Origin of the sequence: Syntrophomonas sp. UBA1041 (assembly GCF_002316705.1) — a bacterium.
Classification (GTDB): Bacteria; Bacillota; Syntrophomonadia; order Syntrophomonadales; family Syntrophomonadaceae; genus DTU019.
The window spans coordinates 46,033-66,489 of the sequence record NZ_DCEA01000017.1 but is presented as its reverse complement, the minus strand read 5'-3'; the positions used below and the strand labels follow the sequence as shown (position 1 = coordinate 66,489).

Here is a 20,457-nt window from a genome sequence, read left to right as displayed (position 1 = left end):
GTAATTTTGTTGACAGAGCCAAACCTCCCCAATCAGGAAGAACCGAAACAAGAAGATAAAATCAGTGCCATCAAAGAACTGGGTACTCCCGAAGTCCCCGGGTTCAAGAGCGACATCCATTGCCTGACCATCAGCGGTCAAATCGAGGGGCATATGGTATTGCCGCCGCAAAACAAAACCACCAAGTACGAACACTTTATTCCCCAGCTGGTAGCTGTGGAAGAAAATCCTAACATCAAAGGGCTGTTGATCGTAATGAATACGGTGGGGGGGGATGTTGAAGCAGGCTTAGCCTTATCTGAAATGATAGCCTCCCTATCCAAGCCGACTGTTTCTATCGTAATGGGCGGAGGACATTCTATCGGGGCCGCTATTGCGGTAAGCTCCGACTATTCTCTGATAGCGCCCACAGCCACCATGACCATACATCCTATACGCCTTACCGGCCTGGTCATCGGGGTTCCTCAGACCTACGAGTACCTGGATAAGATGCAGGACCGGGTGGTGCGTTTCGTGGTGGAGCATTCCCATATAAGCGAGGAGACTTTTCGTGAGCTGATGTTTAGGACCGGCAGCCTGGCCAGGGACATCGGAACGGTTCTGGTGGGCGAAGATGCGGTAAGATGCGGTTTGATCGACGCAGTTGGGGGTATTCGCGATGCCATCGCCAAAATCAATCAACTGAAAGAACAGAAGGGGCTTTTGCAATGATAATGTACTCGCCTGATCCCATGAGCCTGGTTTCCTGGGAGACGCCCAACAGCATAAAGATACCCCTGGCTTCGGGCGGCCATATACTGGCGGAAAGTGCCGAAAGCAACCGTATTCGCATTGTCTCGGTCTGCAGCACCGATCCCATGGACTTCCTGGATTTGCGCTATCAGCCCGGCAACATCCTGAGCCTGGATCCCAGTACCGGCCGTTTGGAATAAAAATTACGAAACTGTCCCCAAAGGGGCGTTTTTCTAGTGTTTGACCAAGATGTTTTCTGACGCCAGAGGGAAAAATGACAAAAAGGGCCGTCCCCAATTGTCACCTTCTCCTCTGGCATCAGACGCTGTCTTGCTAGATTTCCATGATGATAGGGAGAATCATCGGCTTGCGGCCGGTTTTTTCGTAGAGGTGACGGCTAAGTTTCTCCCGTACCTGGGCTTTAATCATGGCCCACTCGGTCAGTCCTTTCTTCATGCATACTTCCAGGGCTTCCCGTACTTTTTCGCGGGCGTCTTCCATCAATTCCTCCGACTCGCGCACATAGACAAAGCCGCGGCTGACCAGATCGGGTCCGGCTACAATTTCTATGATTTCTTTGTCAATGGTCACCACAACTATTATTATACCGTCCTGGGCTAGCTGCCTGCGGTCCCGCAGCACGATATTGCCGACGTCCCCCACCCCCAGGCCGTCCACCAGGATCTTGCCGGAAGCTACTTTCCCCGAAACCTGGGCTTTTTCCTTGTCGACTTCCAAGACCTGACCGTTCTCCATCACAAAAATGGAGGAACGCGGCAAGCCGAGGCTCTCCGCCAATTTGGCATGAGTCATCAGGTGCCGGTACTCTCCATGCACCGGCATGAAATATTTAGGCTTAATAAGGTTTATCAATATCTTTAATTCTTCCTGGGAGGCATGACCGGAAACGTGAACCCCCATGCGCTTCTCGTAAATAACCTCTGCACCCTGCCGATAGAGCAGGTCCACGGTGCGGGCCACCAGTTTTTCATTCCCTGGGATGGGGGTGGCCGATATAATAACTGTGTCCCCGGGCTCAATCACCACCCAGCGATGATCGGCGGTAGCCATACGGGTCAAGGCCGACATCGGCTCGCCCTGCGAGCCGGTAGTCACTATCACCATTTGCTCGGGCGGGTATTGGCTGATGTCTTCGATATCCACCAGTATTCCGGGGGGGATATCTATATAACCAAGCTCGCTGGACACCTGTACGTTATTAACCATGCTGCGTCCTGAGACGGCTACCTTGCGGTTAAATTTCTCAGCGGTGCGGATCACCTGTTGAATGCGATGTACATTGGAGGCAAAAGTAGTGACGATTATACGGCCATCGCATTGGCCGAAGAGGCTGTCAAAGGTGTTCCCCACCACTTTCTCCGACATGGTAAACCCGGGGCGCTCAGCATTGGTACTGTCTGAAAGCATTACCAAAACGCCTTTTTCTGCGATTTCCGCCAGTTTGCGAAAATCAACGGTTTCCCCGTCCACCGGAGTTTGATCCAGTTTGAAATCCCCGGTATGCAGAATTATTCCCAGGGGGGTATGGATGGCGATAGCTAAACAGTCGGGAATACTGTGGCAGACGCGAATAAACTCCACCTGCATATCGCCGAAATCGATGCTGTCGCGGGGTTTGACCACCTGCAAGGATGCATAGTCGATGTCGTGCTCGCGCAGCTTGTTGGCGGCGATCCCTATGGTTAACCTGCTGCCATAGACCGGCGCGTTAACTTCCTTAAGCATATAGGGAAGCCCGCCTACGTGGTCCTCATGGCCATGGGTTAGCAAAACGCCTTTCACTTTGTCCTTATTTTCGATCAAATAGGTAATATCTGGCAACACTATATCTATGCCCAGCAACTCGTCCTCTGGGAACATCAGCCCTGCGTCAATAACCAGAATGGTGTCACCGTATCTGATTGCCGCCATATTTTTCCCTACTTCCCCCAAACCGCCCAGGGGAATGATCTGTAAGCGGGAATCAAGTCCTGACACTTGAGCACCTCCTTATTTAATTTTTTAAAAATGAAAGATACCACCGCACACTTCCACTTGGCTTATTATAGCCGATAATAAGGGTATTAACAACTCCAAGCAAACCCTGCCTATAATTAAGCCAACAGACCAAAAGGGGGCCTCACGGTTAGTCATTTCTTAACACAATGACTAGCCGTGAGGCCCCCTTTAGAAGCTAATGGTTATAATAGCTGATATCGCGCCAGCAAGGCTTTTATAAATGCTTGTTCGTTTTCACCCGGAGGTGTCAGGGGCAGACGAAATCCGCCCATGTCATGACCGAGCATATTCAAAGCGGTTTTCACCGGAATGGGATTAGTGGTAATAAACAGGCCCTTAAACATGGCGAACAACTCCCGGTGCAGCTGGCTGGCCCGGTTCACCTCTCCGGCCGCAAAGGCCGCAATCATTTCCGCAATAGGTTTGCCGATCACATGGGAGGCGATGCTGACCACGCCATGGGCCCCCAGAGCCATTAAAGGCAGGGTCAGAGAGTCGTCACCAGAATATACCGTGATTCTTTCCGGGATCATGGTCAAGAGCTGAGAAACCTGATCCATTGAGCCGCTGGCCTCTTTTACCGCAGTGATGTTTTCCACTTCAGCCAGGCGGGCTATGGTCTCGGGCAAGAGATTAGAACTGGTGCGGCCCGGTACATTATAAAGCATCACCGGCACCGGCACACTCTCTGCGATTTTACGAAAATGCTGGTATAAGCCTTCTTGAGTAGGTTTATTATAATAAGGGGTTACCACCATGACGCCGGCCACACCCGTTTTAACCGCAGCCTGGCTCAGTTCCACCACCGCTGCGGTATCATTGCAACCGGTTCCTGCCCACACCGGTACACGATCCCCTACTTGATCCTGTACCGTCTGGTAAAGTTTTAGTTTCTCCTCGTCATTCAACACCGGCGACTCACCGGTTGTGCCGCAAACCACCAGTCCCTCGCTGCCGTTCTTGCAGAGGTACTCGGCTAATTCAGCTGCTTTGGCGTAATTCACACTCAAGTCTTCGTTATAAGGGGTCACCATCGCCGTCATCAGTCTGGGTACTGCCATCCTACGATCACCACCATTTAATTATTTTTCCCCAGTTCAAACTTGTCATGGAGCGCTCTGACCGCCTGTTCCATATGTTCTCTATTCACCAGGCACCATATATTGGTATATGAGTCCCCTGATTGCAAAATGGGAATATCATATTCTGTCAAAGCCTCCACAACCTGGGCCATCACCCCGGGGATCCCGGTCATGGCAGCGCCAACTATGGCAACTTTGGCACAATTAACTTCCACTCCGGGTTCAAAGCCGATACCCCGCAAGGTTTGTTCGGCCTGCTCAGCCATGTCTTCTCCTACCGTAAACAGAATCAGTTCGGGCTGCACGCTGATGAAGTCCACACTGATGGAAGCTTCAGCCAGGCACTTAAAAACTTTTAAAGGCACATCCCTCTGCCGGTCAGGCTCTGTGATGCCTATCTTCAGCTGCGCTATATTCGAGGTGTAAGTGACTCCGGTAATCAGCGCATCGCGGATGATGCTTATGTCGTCATACCCCATGGAATGATGAGTGACCAGGGTGCCGGTTGAATTGGAAAAAGTGGAACGCACCCGCAACGGTATCCCTCGCTGCATGGCAATTTCCACCGCACGGGGATGGATCACCTTGGCTCCATCCCGGGCCAACTGGCAGATTTCATTGTAAGTAATGGCGTTTAAAAGTCTGGCATTGGTTACAATGCGCGGATCAGCGGTCATAATGCCTTCCACATCGGTAAAAATATCAATAAATTCAGCATTCAAAGCCACACCCAAAGCACTGGCGGTGGTGTCGCTGCCGCCCCGTCCCAGAGTGGTTAATTCTCCCTCTTCGGCAGTGCCCTGAAAACCGGCAATAACCGGAACAATCCCCTGTTCCAGACATTCCATTACATTCTTGGGATTGACATATAGAATATGTGCGTTGCCGTAGTTTCCATCGGTGACCAACCCGGCCTGGGCTCCGTTAAAGAAGCGGGCCGCGATCCCCATGGCGTTCAAATGCGATGATAAAATCAAGCCCGAGATCATTTCGCCACAGGACATCAAAAGATCCAGCTCCCGCGGGTTGGGTGAAGGATTTACCGCCCGCATCATATTGATGAAGGTGTCGGTAGCATAAGGATCTCCGGTCCTGCCTATAGCCGAAACCACCACCGCTACTCTATAACCTTCAGCTAGAGTCTGGCTGACAATTTGGCAAACCTGGGCTCTGGCCTGCGAGGTGGCCAGAGAGGTACCACCATATTTCTGAACAACTATCCTCAGTTTAAACACCTTCCTAATAGAGGTTTTTCTCCGCGACGATCTCAGCAATCTGAATCGCGTTGGTCGCCGCGCCTTTCCTGATCTGATCGGCAGCTACCCACAGAGCCAGACCATTTTCACAGGACAGATCCCTGCGAATACGGCCCACAAAAACCTCGTCGCGGTCGGAGCTAAAAAGCGGCATCGGATATATGTTCTGCTCGGGGCTATCCTGCACTACCACCCCGGGGGCAGCGGCCAAAATCTGTCGGGCTTCATCGGGGGATAAGGTTTTTTCGGTTTCTATATATATCGATTCGGAATGACTGCGGTATACCGGAATTCGTACCGCGGTTGCCGCAATCCGCAACTCAGGGGCGTGCATTATCTTCTGGGTCTCTAAGACCATTTTCATTTCTTCTCTGGTATAGGCGTTATCTTCGAAAACATCGATATGCGGAATCACGTTAAATGCTATGGGGTGAACAAATACGTTCAGTTCCGGATCTATACCCTGCATAGCGGCCTGGATGTGCTGATCCAGTTCATCCAAACCGGCTTTGCCCGCACCGGACACCGCCTGGTAGGTAGAAACCAGGATCCTTTTGATAACGGCTGCCTTATGCAAAGGATTAATGGCTACCACCATAATAATTGTGGAGCAATTGGGATTGGCGATGATGCCTTTATGCATGGCAATATCGTCGCCATTCACCTCTGGAACCACCAGAGGCACCTCGGGGTCCATGCGAAACGCATAGCTGTTGTCTATCACCACGCAGTTCTGGGCTACAATACCCGGAGCCATCATTTTGCTGACATCGGATCCGACTGCTAAAAGCGCTATATCGGCACGCTTAAAGGCTTCCGGGCTTGCTCCGGCCACAGTATACTCTTCGCCCTTGAATTTCAAGCGGGTTCCGGCTTCGCGGGGATCTGCCAAGCATATCAATTCCCGCACCGGAAAATTCCTCTCTTCCAAGACCTTGAGCATTTCCTGCCCTACCGCGCCTGTCGCACCCACTATTGCCAACTTAATTCCTACGGCCATCGGATTCGTTACCTCCTGCAAATAATACTAAGAAAATACTATTTATATAATATAGCACACCGTTTTGACCGACTCAATGAATTAGCGGGGGCCGAGCAAGACCGGCTGCAGTTGTTTGCCTTCTAAAGCAGAGACGATAGTATCGTAGACCAGGTCCATATCAGCTTGCAGGGAATTGCTTTTTTCCATGGGATTATCCTGTCTGAAGGGTACAAAATAAATATTTTTTGTATTGAGCAACAGGCCGATGTTTTTAGCGTTCAGCCCCAAGCCGTCATTGGTAGAGATGGCAATAACTACCGGACGCTGATTCCTGAGCTGAGCTTTCATGGCCATTAAGGCGGGCGTGTCAACAATACCGTTGGCAAATTTGGCAATACTATTGCCGGTAGCCGGCATAACCGCGACAACATCCAGCAACTTCTGGGGTCCGATCGGTTCTGCCCCGACTATGCTGTTAATAACGCCGCGTCCAGTGATATCATGGATTTCCTGTTTTAAATCATCCACCCGGTAAAAACGGTTGTCGGTTTGGTCGGCGGTATATGAAAAAATGGTATAAAGTTCTGCCCCTGCCTCCCGTAGTCTCTTGAGCTGGAGCATGATTTCCCCAACGGTGCAATGCGACCCGGTTACAACCACTCCGATTCTGATATTGTCCAGCCGCTTTTCCAGTACAGTGTTCACATTTTTCACCTCCGTTCAATCCAGGAGCAGGGGTTCGCCCAACCTGGACATTTCTTGCACAATCAATCTAGGTACAACCTCGGCCAGGATCTTGCCTGAGGTGACCGGAGCCACCTTGCCGGGAAGCCCCGGAGCCAAAATGGCTTTAAGACCAAAATTATTGGCGGCTTCAAAATCAGTTCCGCCGGGTTGTGTGGCCAGGTCGATAACAACCATATTGGGGTTGGCATGTTTTAAAGATTCGGCAGTGAGAACAAGGGCCGGAACCGTATTAAACACCAGATCACTGTCCTTCATGATCTGCTTGAGCTGATCATACTCAGCCCGGCGGCATCCCATCTCCTGGGCTCTGGCTAGCTGCCCCTGATTGCGCGCCACTACGGTTACTTCTGCGCCAAGCGCCTTTAAGCATCTGGCCAGGGTGATGCCGACGCGTCCAAATCCTATGACACAAGACTTACTGCCATGAATGGTTATGCGGCTCTCCATTATGGCTATCTGCAGAGCACCTTCAGCAGTGGGAATTGAGTTGGGTATGGCGATTTCATCTATTTCAGCGATTTCCAGAAGACTGAGGTTTAGGGTCTCACACCATTCCTTGAGGTAGGGACGAGCGGAACCAATAATGACCAGGGCATGGGCAGGCAGCATCTGCAAAGCCGAATAGGTTAAAAGCAGCGGCTCCTCGGTATATACCGCGCGGATGACCCCCTCGGGGTTGGTTCCGGGAAGAGGCATGATAACGACTTCCGCTTCCTTACATGCGTCCTCGACAGTGTTCACCGGCAGGGCGCCATGGCAGACCATATCGCGGGGAAAACCGGCTACTGTAACCGTAGCCCCCATTTTCACCAATTCGTGCACCAGAATCGCTTCCCGGTCATCTCCGCCCAATACGGCAATTTTTATTCCAGACAACACTGAACTCACTGTCTTCCTCCTTTATAGATGTAGTGGCTACAATTATTAGCATTATATGTGTACTTATCAGAACTGGTGCCTGTCTGGAACCGGCCCTGGATGGCCTTAAAGCAGGCAATAAAGCCGTTTAAGGCTGGCTGGATAAAAAATGTCGCTGGTGCAATTCCAGCGACATGGTGGGTTTATTTTTTAAATATAGCCAGAAATGCCAGCAACTCATACTTACATCAGGGCGTCCATGCCGTAAACCAGTCCTTTTATCCCTACGATTTTTTGCACTGCCATCACTACCCCGGGCATGAAACCAACCCGGTCGTAGGAGTCGTGGCGAATGGTCAAGCTCTGTCCGGGCCCGCCAAAAATCACTTCCTGGTGAGCCACAAAACCGGGCAGACGCACGCTGTGAATGCGGATATCTCCCGCCTTGCCGCCTCGACTGCCGGGTATTTTCTCAAATTCGCGGGAGTTCCTGGGAGGTTGTATGCCCCGGTTGGCATTGATCATCTCTGCAGTCTTTAAGGCCGTACCCGAGGGGGCGTCCATTTTTTGATCATGATGGGTTTCTATAATCTCTACATCGGGGAGGTAGCGGGCTGCTTCCTGGGCGAATTTCATCATTAAGACCGCCCCGATAGCGAAGTTGGGGATTACTGCCACCCCGGTTCCGTTGGCCTGGGCCAATTGCTCCAATTGGGAAAGTTCCGCTTCGTTAAGACCGGTGGTGCCTACCACACAGTTCACCCCGCAGGCTAAAGCCCGGCGGGTGTTATTGAAAACCGCCTGAGGGTTGGTAAAGTCAATCATAACATCGGGCTTAACCTTTGCGATCAAGCCTTCCAGGTCATTCTCCAGATCCAGACCGCAGTCTATGCCGGTAAGTTCGGCAAAAGAAACCCCGGGATGCATTACATCCACCAGGCCCGCAATTGCCATGTCGAGTCTGTTCTCCAGGGCTTTGACGGTTTCCCGCCCCATTTTGCCCAGAGCGCCGACAATAATAACCTTTATCGGTGTTGACATACTTCAACCTCCCATTATTTCCTAGCATTTAGTTTTATATATTTTGTTACCGCAGTCAAGATTTGTTATAATCTGCTATATCAACATGAACAACGGGGCTGGCCGGTTGCTTCCCCGTCCCGGCAGGAATGAGGAGATGACGCCCTGGCCCGATCGACAGTTGCGCCGGCCTATTTTCACGAAAAAATAAAAAACCCGGGCTAGGCTCCCGGGCTGATTATTGTATGGCTATGGTATTTTAGACCTGATTATAAAGCCTGGCCTGGGCCACTACAAATTTTATGATTTCCTGTACCATGCGCCGTTCGGAAAAAGTCAGGGCAGCCTTTTCGTCTTTGGCACGGTTGACCACTTTCATGAAGCGTTGGGTGCATTTAATCTCATGCCTGATCTTTTCTACGGTTTCCTGTTCCTCAACCGTGTAGTAAAGCCGATTCAGGTGGTCTAGTACCAGTTTCTCGCGGTTGGTGAGTGCAATGACCGCGGCTTGTTCCAAAAGCTCATGTTTGCTCAAGTCATAACTGAGAAAATTATATATCAAGGCCAGACGCTTGCGTTCTTCGCGCGCAAGCAGTATCTCGGTGCTGATTTCTTTTTTGGAACTCTCCAGTTGCATTACCTGTTCCAAAATATTGTTGTATAGACTGACTACCAACTGAGACGTAGTGATCACCTCCCGGCCATTTAGTTATATTTTTAGTTCTCTGTTCCTTGTGGTATTCCTCTTATTATTTAAATATTCTGGTCAGAGAAAATCGACAATCAACCGCTTTGCCGTTATTTACCAAACAGATTGTGAGGGTTTTAAAATGCCTTTTGACGGATTCACCATCGCAGCCATAACCGCAGAATTAAACCTGGCCCTGGCCGGAGCCCGTATTGACAAAATCCACCAGCCGGAAAAAGACGAGCTGGTTTTTTCCATCCGCATGCTGCAAGGGGGCAACCACCGGCTGTTGCTTTCAGCCAATCCGCGCTGGGCACGGATGCATCTGACTGCCAGCCGCAAGGCCAATCCGCCCCGTCCCAGCGCGTTTTGCATGCTGCTGCGCAAACATCTTGAGGGCGGGAAAATCAGAGCCGTAAAACAGCTGGGCTTTGAACGCATGGTGATGGTCGATATCGAGGCTCTGGATGATTTCCGCGAATGGACTATCAGGCGTTTAATCTGCGAGTTCATGGGCCGGCACTCCAATATTATCCTCATTAACCCCGAAACCGGGATTATAATCGACGCCATTAAGAAATTCGGCAGCGATGTGAGTTCTTACCGGGAAGTGCTGCCGGGAAAGCCCTATATAGCACCTCCCGGCCAGAACAAACTCAATCCCCTGGAAACAGAGTACGAGAGCTTTTGCCGCGGCATCTGGGCTCAGGATGAAACCGCCGTATCACAGGCCTTGTTCAGCCTGTTTTCCGGGGTGAGCCCTTTTACGGCCCGCGAGATTTGCCTGATGACAGGCATTAACCCCACTTTGCCGGCAGCGCAATGCGGAGAATATGAGCTGGGCAAACTATACCATCAGGTGAAGGTATTGCTGGAAACGGTGCGGAGCGGAGCGGCACAGCCTACTCTTTCATATCAGGACGGCCACCCGGTTGAGTTCGCCGCATATCCCATCAGTGCCGCCCCCACCCGGGCCTTTGATTCTATCAATACTGCCTGCGACCAATATTATACCGCCAAATTAGACGCATTGCGGCTGGAATCATGGAAGACCAACCTGTCGCGCCACATCAAACTGATTCTGGATAAGGCTTGCAAGAAGCGTTTTTACCAGGAAGGCGACCTGACCGCGGCCCGCAACCAGGAGCAATACAAGATCTGGGGTGAATTGATAACCGCATATTCCTATCAACTGGAGAAAGGCATGACAGAAACCGTGTTGGAGGATTATACTTCCGGTGAAAAAATAGTGATTCCTTTGGATGCCCGCTTCAGCCCGATTACGAATGCTCAGCGCTATTTTAAGCTGTACAACAAGAGCCGCAAAACTATCGCCCACCTGGAAGGCCTCATGGCTGCCAATCAGTTGGAGATAGATTATCTGGAATCAGTCCTGTTGTCTATTCAGCAAGCTGAAAGTACAGATGATATGGAGGAGATCAGCGAAGAGCTGGAAAGGGATAAGAACGGCAGGAACAAAGTAAAAGGAAGAAAGTCGTCCGGACCGCGCACCATGCCGCGCCGGTATCTCTCCAGCGACGGGCTGGACATCCTGGTAGGACGCAATAACCGCCAGAATGACAACCTGACCTTGAAACAATCCGATCCCCACGATTTGTGGCTGCATACCAAAAACATACCCGGTTCGCATGTGATTGTGCGCCTGCCCCGAAAAATAAAATCCATTCAGGAGCTGCCCGACGCCACCCTGGAGGAAGCCGCACTCCTGGCCGCCTATTTTAGCAAAGCCCGCCAATCGGAAAAGGTTGAGGTGGACTACACCTTTCGTTCCCAGGTGCGCAAGCCCGGCGGCGCCAAACCGGGTATGGTCATCTACGACAACTACTGGACCATAGTCATCAATCCCCAGGAAAACCGCCTGGCCAAGCTGCTTCAGTCCGAAGTCAAAACACCCGTGACCTAGACCTGGCCGCTCCTGGTCGCCTGGAAGACTTTCCTCCGTGTTTTCCAGTCATCCACGCCTTCCAAATTATTCTATATTAAGTGAGCCGTCTGGATTGGTAGTTACTTTATTGCCGGGTTCCAGAATATAGATCTTTTTTTTGACTTCATCGACCGCCACGTCCCGATTGACGAGGGTGGAAACCTCGTTAGCGGTGGCCAGGGTGCGAATCTGCACCCCGTTGTCATACAGCTGCAGGGTCAGCTGGCCGTAATCCTTTTTCACCACTTCGGTCTGGCTGCGCTGATAAGTTTTCATGAAAACGTATTCATAGCCGCCTTCTTTATACTGCATCTCGTTTCCGTTTAGATATACCTTCATCTTTATCCACCTTACAGCATGTCAGCCTAAGCCCGGCTGCCAGGCTTTACTAGCGGCAGTTTGCCTTCCCGGCACAGCGGGCAGTCCTCGGCCTCCCAGGAGGTTATGTCCAGAGACAAGACCGCGGCCTGTTTCACCCCGAAGTCCACCGAACCATTGCTGCGGTCCACCAGAACCCCGACACCTGCCACCTGTCCTCCCAGTTTCTCGACAACTTCTATAGCCTCTTTAACTGAACCTCCGGTAGTCACCACATCTTCCACAACCAGAATGCGCTGACCAGGCTCGATGCTAAAACCGCGCCTCAAGGCCATCTGGCCATTCTCTCTTTCGGTAAACATGCCTAAAACCCCTAACTGGCGGGCCACCTCATATGCTACCACGATGCCTCCCATAGCCGGTCCAATTACCAATTCCACTCCGTCATCTTTGAAGACCTCGGCCAGGTGCCGGGCCAGTTGTTCTGTGAATGCCGGATATTTTAAGACCTGGGCGCACTGCATGTATTGATTGCTGTGCCGTCCCGAGGTGAGCCGGAAATGCCCTTCTAATAAGGCTCCGGCCTGGCTGAATATCTCTATAGCCTGTGTTTTTTCTAGCATTTTGCTGCCTCCAATTCCTCTATAATCTTCTGGGCTGCCGCCACCTTATCCGCCGCTGCGGTGATGGGCCGCCCGATGACTATGTAGTCAGCTCCCAGCTCAACCGCCTGTGCCGGTGTGGTGATGCGCTTCTGATCATTGGCCTCCGACCAGGCCGGTCTGATCCCCGGGGTCACAATCTTAAAATCCGCTCCGCAGGCGGTACGGATGGCGGCGATCTCCCGCGGTGAGCAGACTACGCCTCCGATGCCGCAGTCCCTGGCCGCCAGGGCCCACTTAACCACCACCTGTTCCACGGTCAAACCGGAGATAAGCATATCACTTTCCAGATCTGGCTGGGCAATACTGGTCAAAACCGTCACCGCCAGTGTTAATGGGAGCGGAAACCCCAGCCGCGCTGCTTCCTGCTTAACCTCACGGCTCAGTTCGCTCATCATGGCCCGCCCCCCGGCGGCATGAATATTGAACATGGCACAGTTCAGTCTGGTCATGACTCGCCCCGCGGCGGCTACGGTATTGGGTATATCATGGAACTTTAGATCTACAAAAACCTGACCTCCGCAGTCGTTGATTTCTGAGACAATGGAGGGTCCGGTGCTGTTATAAAGCTGCATACCCACTTTAAAAACTCCTACATACGGAGCCAACTCTTTCACCAGGGTCAGGGCTTGGCGCCTGGTATCCACATCCAGGGCCAGAATAATGCGGTCTTTAGCCTGCAAAGCTTTTCCTCCTCTTGCATTAATCTAAGTATGAATCAGCTCGATAGATGTTGAGAAAATCTCTCTTACGGTTTTAACCAGCCTGTTTAATCCTATAAGCTTTTCTCATTTCACAGTAATCCACAGGAATTGCGTTTTACTGCACAAAGGGGCGGCGCCCGCAGTTCTGAAGGTCAGATACGATGGGCCGCTCCCACCAGTTCATCTATGCTGTTCAGACCTTGTTCCAGCAAATACTGCTTGATTCCTTCGCTGATCTCCAACGGCAGTGCCGGATTGACGAACAACCCGGTGCCTACCGACACGGCCCGGGCCCCAACCATGATAAACTCCAGGGCATCACTGGTATTGACAATACCGCCGCCGCCCAGGATAGGCAAGGCCACTTCCCGGTAAACCTGGTAGATCATCCTTAATGCCACCGGCTTGATGGCCGGTCCGGACAAACCGCCAAACACATTGCCCAGAACCGGCCGGCGAGTCTTCACATCCACAGCCATGCCCAGCAGGGTGTTGATCATCGACAGGGCATCAGCGCCGCCCCGCTCGGCAGCTCTGGCAATAGCCACAATATCGGTGACGTTGGGCGACAGCTTGGGAATCACCGGCAGCGCAGTCTGTGCTTTTACTGCCCTTACCACCGCTTCCACCATAGCGGGATCGGTACCGAACTGCAAGCCGCCCTGTTTGACATTGGGGCAGGAAATATTCAGTTCAATTGCGGCCACTCCCGGCTGCCTGCCTATGATGGCGGCGGCTTGTTCATAATCCTCCACGGTGTTGCCGGCGATGTTGGCTACCACCGTCACTCCTCCCTGCCGCAGCCTGGGCAGATGGAAAGACACAAAAGCCTCCACCCCGGGGTTTTCCAGCCCGATGGCATTGAGCATGCCGGCCGGAGTCTCACATATACGCGGCGGAGGATTGCCAATGCGCTTCTCCAGGGTAGTTCCTTTTACAATCACCGCCCCGATCGAGGCGGGATCAACATAATCCTGGTATTCAAAGCCGTAGCCAAAGGTTCCCGATGCCACCGCTACAGGGTTTTTCATCATCAGGCCCCCCAGGTTGACTGATAGATCCAGGGATGGCGCCGATACGGCCAAATCCTTCTTCAAAGCCGGCCCTCCCATCAAGTTTTTTTAACCCAAATTTAACAAAGGCCTAACCACAGCTTAAAATAGTTGCAATACAATATAATCACGGTGTTGGCAAAAACTATACGTCCCCTTTAAGTCCTCACAGATTAATGACCGGTTATCCGGTCATTAATGCTGAAACAGCAAATCCATGTCAAAAACCGGCCCGTCTTTGCAAACCTTCACATAATCATCATCCTCGGGTTTGAGTTTGCGGGCACAGCCCAAACAGGCGCCTACGCCGCAGGCCATGGCTTCTTCAAGCGACACTTCCCCCCTGATGCTGTGCCGGCGGGCAAAAACGGTCACGGCTTCCATCATCATTTCCGGACCGCAGGTATATATCATGTCTACCCCGGCAAATTGCGGCTGTTCTTGCAGTAGTCCCACCACTGTGCCTTTATAGCCCAGGCTGCCGTCCATGGTAGCCGGCCGGGTTTGAATACCCAGTTCATTGAACTTGCGTTCAAAGGCAGCGGCCTCGCTACGGGATGCCGCCCCGCAGGCGGCCTCAACAGGGTGTCCCTTCTCCTGCAAGACCCTGGCTAAATATACGAGCGGGGCTATGCCCACTCCTCCGCCTACTAACAGCGCGCTTTTTCCAGCTGCAGGGAGAGTAAATCCTTTCCCCAACGGCCCCATGATATCCACATGCTCCCTGCTCCCGATCTTCTTCAGCAGCTCGGTGCCCCGCCCCACCACTTTGTAGAGCAGGGTGATGCTGCCGAGTTTCTTGTCCACATCATAGAGGCTTAAAGGCCTTCTCAAGAGGGGGTCGTGAGTCTGACCGGGGCGAAGATGCACAAATTGTCCCGGTTGTGCCTCCCGGGCGACTTGCGGGGCTATAATCTCGATTTCATATAAGTGGTGGCCCACTTTTTGATGGGCTGCAACTAATCCTTTTTCCACAGCAGGCATTATCTTACCTCCGAGTCTAATCATACCATCAAATCTTTACTGGCGGAATTCGGCCACATATTCCTGCAAGGATTGCACCTCCTGAGGCTTGGCCTCCTCATTCCCTTTTAAGACTTCCAGAATCACCTTCAAAGTGTCAAGAGAGGTTAAACAGGGCACATTTAATTCCACTGCAGCCCGGCGGATATGAAATCCGTCGCTGAACGGCCTGCGCCCCTGAGTAAGCGTGTTTACCACCACATCCACCTGACCTTCCCGAATCAGATCGACGATATTGGGGGAACCTTCTTTGAGCTTCTTAACTCGTTGCACCTTCACTCCGTATTCTTCAAGGGCCTGGGCGGTTCCTTCCGTGGCGGTGATCTTAAACCCCAGCCTGGCGAACTCGGCAATAACCGGGATAGCCTCGGTTTTATCTTTGTCAGATACGGTGGCCACCATGGCGCCGGCCCCTTTGACTTCCACTCCTGCTGCCTGCAGGCCCTTGTAGACCGCGCTGTTCAGGTTATGAGCGATTCCCAGTACTTCTCCGGTGGATTTCATCTCCGGTCCCAGGTTGATGTCCACCTGATGCAGTTTGTTGAAAGAAAACACCGGCACTTTTACGGCGTAGAAAGCGGGGGTTTTATAAAGCCCCCCCGGGTAGCCCAGGTCGCCAAGGGTTCTGCCCAGCATAATCTCCGTGGCCAGCTTGACCATTGGAATACCGGTGATTTTGCTGACAAAAGGCACGGTGCGGCTGGAACGCGGGTTAACCTCCAGAACATAGAGCTCGTCTTCATATTCAACAAATTGAATATTGATAAGGCCTTTGACCTTTAATTCCAGGGCCAGGCGAATCGTGTAATCCACCACCTTATCCCGGATAAAATCACTTAGGCTGTGAGCCGGGAAAACCGCCATACTGTCGCCGGAATGCACCCCGGCCCGCTCGATGTGCTGCATTATACCGGGGATCAGGACCTCGCTGCCGTCACAGACTGCATCCACCTCGATCTCCCTGCCCAGCAGGTATTTATCCACCAGAACCGGATGCTCCGGGCTGGCCTTGACCGCAGTCTGCATATATTCACGCAGTTCGTCTTCACTGTATACGATCTCCATGGCCCTGCCCCCGAGAACATAAGAAGGCCGAACCAGAACCGGGTAGCCGATTTCAGCGCCCACCTTCACGGCCTCATCGGGATGGAATACCGTTTTCCCCGGCGGGCGGGGAATGCCCAGTTGCTCCACCATGGTATCGAAGCGGTTGCGGTCCTCAGCCCTGTCGATGCTCTCATTGCTGGTCCCAAATATTTTTACCCCGGCCCTGGACAACGGCCCGGCCAGGTTGATGGCAGTCTGCCCGCCGAATTGCACAATCACGCCTTCAGGGCGCTCTTCCTCGATGATATTCATCACATCTTCGTAAACCAGCGGCTCAAAATACAGCCGGTCTGAGGTGTCAAAATCGGTGCTGACGGTTTCGGGGTTGTTGTTGGCTATGATGGCCTTTAAGCCCGCCTCCCGCAAAGCCCACACGCAGTGCACCGAACAGTAGTCGAACTCCACGCCCTGGCCGATCCGGATCGGTCCGGAGCCGATGACCAGAACCTTGCGGTCGCCGTCCTGGTGGATGGCTTCATTCTCCTCCTCGTAGCAGGAATAGAAATAAGGGGTTTCGGCATCAAACTCGGCCGCACAGGTATCCACCAGCTTGTAGGTGGGGATTATGCCGTATGATTTCCGCAGTTGGCGCACTTCATCTTCGCTAATCCCCTTAAAATAAGCGATTTCACTGTCTGATACTCCGATTTTTTTGGCCTCGTTGAGTATATCCAATCCCAACGGGGTCTTTTCCAAGCGCCGTGAGAAATCGATGATATTTTTGAATTTTTTAAGAAAATACTTGTCAATTGCGGTGATATCATGCAGTTCATCTATAGAAGCCCCGCGCATGAAAGCCTCGGCGATTATAAAAATACGCTCATCATCGGCATGGCTAAGGCGGGCTTTGAGTTCTACATCGCCCAATTCAGTCAATTCCGGCAGACGCAGCCCGTTGATGCCGATTTCCAGGGAGCGGATAGATTTGAGAAAAGCGGCTTCAAAACTGCGATCAATGGCCATGACCTCACCGGTGGCCTTCATCTGCGTCCCCAGGCGGCGATCACCGAACACGAATTTGTCAAATGGCCAGCGCGGCACCTTGAGGACTACATAGTCGATAGCCGGCTCAAAGCAGGCCGTGGTTTTCCCGGTGATGGCATTGAGGATTTCGTCCAGGTTGTAGCCGATGGCGATTTTGGTGGTCACCTTGGCAATGGGATACCCGGTGGCTTTGGAAGCCAGGGCGCTGGAACGGCTCACCCGCGGATTCACCTCGATGACAAAATATTTCTTGCTCAAGGGATCCAGGGCAAACTGTATATTACATCCCCCGGCGATCCTCAAGGAACGGATAATTTTTAACGAGGCTGAGCGCAGCATCTGATATTCTTCGTCAGTAAGGGTTTGGGCCGGAGCGACTACTATGCTGTCTCCAGTGTGTATGCCTACCGGATCGACATTCTCCATGCTGCAGATGGTGATGCAATTGTCGTTGTGGTCGCGCATCACCTCGAACTCGATCTCCTTGTATCCGGCTACGCTGCGCTCGATCAGAGCCTGGTGAATGGCGCTGCTCTTCAAGCCGCGGGTGGCGATTTCCATCAATTCGTCGTCGTTGTGCGCAGTGCCGCCTCCGGTGCCGCCCAGGGTATAGGCCGGGCGTACTATCAGCGGGTAGCCCACCTCGGCCGCAAACTGCAGGGCCTGGTCTACGTTATGGACAATGTCGCTCTCGGGTATGGGCTCTCCGATTTCCTCCATAGTGGTCTTGAACATCTCCCGGTCCTCGGCGCGGTAAATTGCCTCTAAAGGCATTCCCAGCACCGGCACCCCTTTTTCTTCAAGGATGCCAGCTTTGTCAAGAGACAGAGCCATATTCAGCCCCACCTGGCCGCCCAGATTGGCTATGATCCCGTCCGGTTTCTCCCGGTCCAGAATCCTCACCACGGATTCAACGGTGATGGGCTCCATATAAACCCGGTCAGCAATGTCGGTATCGGTCATTATGGTAGCCGGATTACTGTTTAACAATACAACTTCGATGCCTTCTTCTTTGATGGCCTTGCAGGCCTGGGTGCCGGCATAGTCAAACTCCGCGGCCTGCCCGATAATAATCGGGCCTGATCCGATGACCAGGACCTTTTTCAGGTTTTTGTCCAGTGGCATAAGTCTATCCTCCAGTTCAGGCACACCTATGGTTTCAGCATGCCCACAAAATCGTCCAGGAAAAATCCGGTTTCACTGTATCCCGGGAAGCCCTCGGGATCGAATTGCACTGAGTAAACCGGCAGGCTTAAATGCGCGATGCCTTCCACACTGCCGTCGTTCAAGCTGCGCAGGGTGACTCGAACATTCAGGCCGGACAGGGATGCTTCGTCTATATGAAAACCGTGGTTTTGTGTGGTAATATAAACGCGTCCATTTTTGAGGTCTTTCACCGGATGGTTGCTGCCGCGATGGCCGTAAGGCAAGCGTTTGATTTTAGCGCCCAGGGCCATAGCCAGTACCTGGTGACCCAGGCCGATGCCAAAGATAGGCTTCTTACCCAGGAGGGAGCGGCAGGTTTCAGTCACATAGGCGATTGCCTCAGGATCTCCCGGCCCGTCGGATATCAGGATCCCCTGCGGGTTCAGTTCGAGTATTTCTCGGGCCGTGGTCCGGGCCGGCACCGCCACCACCTCGCAGCCGCGTTTGGTCAAAAGGTCGATATAACCGCGCTTGGTACCCAGATCCACCATTACCACTCTCAGGTCTCCGGCCCCGAACTTCATGATGTTCTTGCGGGTCACATACTGCACCAGATCGCCTTCCAGTTCCTTCCTGGCGTTTCTGGCCTTATCTTCCAGCCAGCTCAGATTCTCGATCGAATCCGTGATTATGCCCCCCATACTGCCCTCATTGCGAATCACCCGGGTCAGCGCCCGGGTATCCACCTCGGTTAAAACCGCAATTTCACTCTTGTTAAGAAAGCTGATCAGATCGGTTTCCATTTCATAATGGCTTGGGAAATCGGTGGCCTCGCGCAGCACCAGGCCGCGCAGCATAGCCCCTTTGGAGGCATAGCTTTTCTGAACCAGGCCCACGTTGCCCACCAGGGGATAGGTCATAATTACGATCTGACCGTAATAGGACGGATCGGTAATAATATCCTGATAACTGATCATGGCGGTGGTGAATACCACTTCACCCCCGGCCATCATGCAATCGTTCAACAGTTTGCCGGTAAACACCCTGCCGTTTTCAAGCACCAGGTAGCCTTTCACCTTATCTTCACTCCTCTATTATCCTGCCGTTGATATAAACCAGCTTGCCGGCTACAATGGTGGCCCAGGGCCATCCGGTAAGCTGCATGCCCTTAAATGGGGTATTCTTTCCTTTGGAATAAAATTGCTGCGGAGTAACGGTTTTGGTCAAATCAGGATCAATGATGGTAATATTCGCGGTATCCCCGGCATTGAGCCGGCCTTTGGCCAGCCCCATGACGTTGGCCGGGCCGGTAGTAAACAGCCTGACCATTTCTGGCAGGGGGAGCAGATTCTGGCTGACCAGCTGGTCCATGATTACCGCCACGGCGGTTTCCAGTCCGGAAATCCCCACTGCAGCCAGGTTGTATTCACAATCCTTGCTCTCCAGATGATGGGGAGCATGGTCAGTGGCGATGCAGTCTATGGTGCCTTCTAACAGTGCGGCCCTCAAGGCCGCAATATGTTCTTGTGATCGCAATGGCGGCATTACCTTGGTATCGGTATCGTAAGTGCCCACTATCTCATCACTTAAGGTGAGGTGATGCGGGGTTACCTCACAGGTAACATTCAAGCCCTCCGCTTTAGCCTGGCGGATCAGCTCCATCGCACCGGCTGTAGAAGCATGACAAATATGTAACTGCCCTCCGGTGAGACGGGCCAGAACTATATCCCGGGCTACCATCACTTCTTCGGCTGCCGCCGGTATGCCTTTCAATCCATAATAGGTCGAGTAGTAGCCTTCGTGCATCTGTCCGTCAGCGGTCAGATTCAGGTCTTCGCTATGGGACAATACGGGCACTCCGAACATCTTGGTATATTCCAGGGCATTCCGCATCACGCCGGCTTTGCTGACCGGTCTGCCGTCATCTGAAAAGGCCACACAGCCCGCTGCTAGTAAATCGGCATACTCGCTCAATTCATCTCCGGCTTGCTTCTTGGTAATGCTGCCGATCGGCAAGACATTTACCACACCACTGCGCTGAGCCCGCTCTCTGACAAAGCGTGCTACCGCCATGTTGTCAATCACCGGACTGGTGTTGGGCATACAGCACACGGTGGTAAATCCGCCTGCCG

Annotated in this window: 19 protein-coding genes; 3 read left to right on the top strand and 16 right to left on the bottom strand. The window is 52.5% G+C overall.

Annotated features, from left to right (window positions below; genetic code table 11):
- The first annotated feature begins 9 nt into the window (after positions 1 to 9).
- Together B2633_RS03840 and B2633_RS03835 are read left to right on the top strand one after the other, a co-directional pair.
- A complete protein-coding gene (locus B2633_RS03840; RefSeq protein WP_481043146.1) occupies positions 10 to 711 on the top strand; it encodes a ClpP family protease in 702 nt (233 codons plus the stop codon).
- The gene (locus B2633_RS03835) at positions 708 to 932 is read left to right on the top strand and encodes a YlzJ-like family protein (RefSeq protein ID WP_483169254.1); all 225 of its coding nucleotides are present in this window, start codon (positions 708 to 710) and stop codon (positions 930 to 932) included. The genes B2633_RS03840 and B2633_RS03835 overlap by 4 nt, the downstream gene beginning before the upstream one ends.
- A 133-nt stretch (positions 933 to 1,065) precedes the next feature.
- Here the strand turns inward: B2633_RS03835 and B2633_RS03830 are convergent, their stop codons facing one another.
- The 8 genes from B2633_RS03830 to B2633_RS03795 form a co-directional block, all read right to left on the bottom strand.
- Positions 1,066 to 2,730, bottom strand: a complete 1,665-nt coding sequence (locus B2633_RS03830) for a ribonuclease J (RefSeq protein WP_483169252.1) — start codon at positions 2,728 to 2,730, stop codon at positions 1,066 to 1,068.
- A gap of 203 nt (positions 2,731 to 2,933) precedes the next feature.
- A complete protein-coding gene (dapA, locus tag B2633_RS03825) occupies positions 2,934 to 3,812 on the bottom strand; it encodes a 4-hydroxy-tetrahydrodipicolinate synthase (protein WP_483169250.1) in 879 nt (292 codons plus the stop codon).
- 17 nt (positions 3,813 to 3,829) lie between these two features.
- Complete coding sequence (gene dapG / locus B2633_RS03820; RefSeq protein ID WP_483169249.1) at positions 3,830 to 5,068, bottom strand: aspartate kinase; 1,239 nt, start codon at positions 5,066 to 5,068, stop codon at positions 3,830 to 3,832.
- 4 nt (positions 5,069 to 5,072) lie between these two features.
- Positions 5,073 to 6,089 (bottom strand): aspartate-semialdehyde dehydrogenase, encoded by a 1,017-nt coding sequence (locus tag B2633_RS03815; RefSeq protein ID WP_481038455.1) that lies wholly within the window; start codon positions 6,087 to 6,089, stop codon positions 5,073 to 5,075.
- A gap of 81 nt (positions 6,090 to 6,170) precedes the next feature.
- A complete protein-coding gene (locus B2633_RS03810; protein WP_483169247.1) occupies positions 6,171 to 6,776 on the bottom strand; it encodes a dipicolinate synthase subunit B in 606 nt (201 codons plus the stop codon).
- A gap of 15 nt (positions 6,777 to 6,791) precedes the next feature.
- Entirely contained in the window at positions 6,792 to 7,706 is a 915-nt protein-coding gene (gene dpsA, locus B2633_RS03805; protein WP_483169246.1) for a dipicolinate synthase subunit DpsA, read from the bottom strand.
- 213 nt (positions 7,707 to 7,919) lie between these two features.
- Positions 7,920 to 8,717 carry a 4-hydroxy-tetrahydrodipicolinate reductase gene (gene dapB, locus B2633_RS03800; RefSeq protein ID WP_483169244.1) on the bottom strand — a complete coding sequence of 266 codons (798 nt, stop codon included), beginning with the start codon at positions 8,715 to 8,717 and terminating at the stop codon, positions 7,920 to 7,922.
- A 238-nt stretch (positions 8,718 to 8,955) separates the two neighbouring features.
- Positions 8,956 to 9,345, bottom strand: coding sequence for a hypothetical protein (locus tag B2633_RS03795; protein WP_481038451.1), 390 nt, complete (start codon positions 9,343 to 9,345; stop codon positions 8,956 to 8,958).
- 181 nt (positions 9,346 to 9,526) lie between these two features.
- Between B2633_RS03795 and B2633_RS03790 the strand changes: the two genes are divergently transcribed.
- Positions 9,527 to 11,308: an Rqc2 family fibronectin-binding protein gene (locus B2633_RS03790; protein WP_483169243.1), complete on the top strand. Its 1,782-nt coding sequence runs from the start codon at positions 9,527 to 9,529 to the stop codon at positions 11,306 to 11,308.
- Positions 11,309 to 11,374: 66 nt separating this feature from the next.
- On the opposite strand, the gene B2633_RS03785 is transcribed toward B2633_RS03790, so the two are convergent.
- The 8 genes from B2633_RS03785 to B2633_RS03750 form a co-directional block, all read right to left on the bottom strand.
- Positions 11,375 to 11,668, bottom strand: a complete 294-nt coding sequence (locus tag B2633_RS03785; protein ID WP_483169242.1) for a hypothetical protein — start codon at positions 11,666 to 11,668, stop codon at positions 11,375 to 11,377.
- A gap of 26 nt (positions 11,669 to 11,694) precedes the next feature.
- Positions 11,695 to 12,270 (bottom strand): orotate phosphoribosyltransferase, encoded by a 576-nt coding sequence (pyrE, locus tag B2633_RS03780; RefSeq protein ID WP_481038448.1) that lies wholly within the window; start codon positions 12,268 to 12,270, stop codon positions 11,695 to 11,697.
- Positions 12,264 to 12,992 carry an orotidine-5'-phosphate decarboxylase gene (pyrF, locus tag B2633_RS03775; RefSeq protein WP_483169241.1) on the bottom strand — a complete coding sequence of 243 codons (729 nt, stop codon included), beginning with the start codon at positions 12,990 to 12,992 and terminating at the stop codon, positions 12,264 to 12,266. The genes pyrE and pyrF overlap by 7 nt, the downstream gene beginning before the upstream one ends.
- 173 nt (positions 12,993 to 13,165) lie before the next feature.
- Positions 13,166 to 14,110, bottom strand: coding sequence for a dihydroorotate dehydrogenase (locus B2633_RS03770; protein ID WP_483169240.1), 945 nt, complete (start codon positions 14,108 to 14,110; stop codon positions 13,166 to 13,168).
- Positions 14,111 to 14,260: 150 nt separating this feature from the next.
- Positions 14,261 to 15,049 (bottom strand): dihydroorotate dehydrogenase electron transfer subunit, encoded by a 789-nt coding sequence (locus tag B2633_RS03765; RefSeq protein WP_483169238.1) that lies wholly within the window; start codon positions 15,047 to 15,049, stop codon positions 14,261 to 14,263.
- Positions 15,050 to 15,085: 36 nt separating this feature from the next.
- A complete protein-coding gene (gene carB, locus B2633_RS03760; RefSeq protein WP_483169236.1) occupies positions 15,086 to 18,304 on the bottom strand; it encodes a carbamoyl-phosphate synthase large subunit in 3,219 nt (1,072 codons plus the stop codon).
- 26 nt (positions 18,305 to 18,330) lie between these two features.
- Positions 18,331 to 19,401 (bottom strand): carbamoyl phosphate synthase small subunit, encoded by a 1,071-nt coding sequence (locus tag B2633_RS03755; protein WP_481038443.1) that lies wholly within the window; start codon positions 19,399 to 19,401, stop codon positions 18,331 to 18,333.
- Between the two features lie 7 nt (positions 19,402 to 19,408).
- On the bottom strand, positions 19,409 to 20,457 hold a 1,049-nt coding region (locus B2633_RS03750; RefSeq protein WP_483169234.1), incomplete at its 5' end, for a dihydroorotase.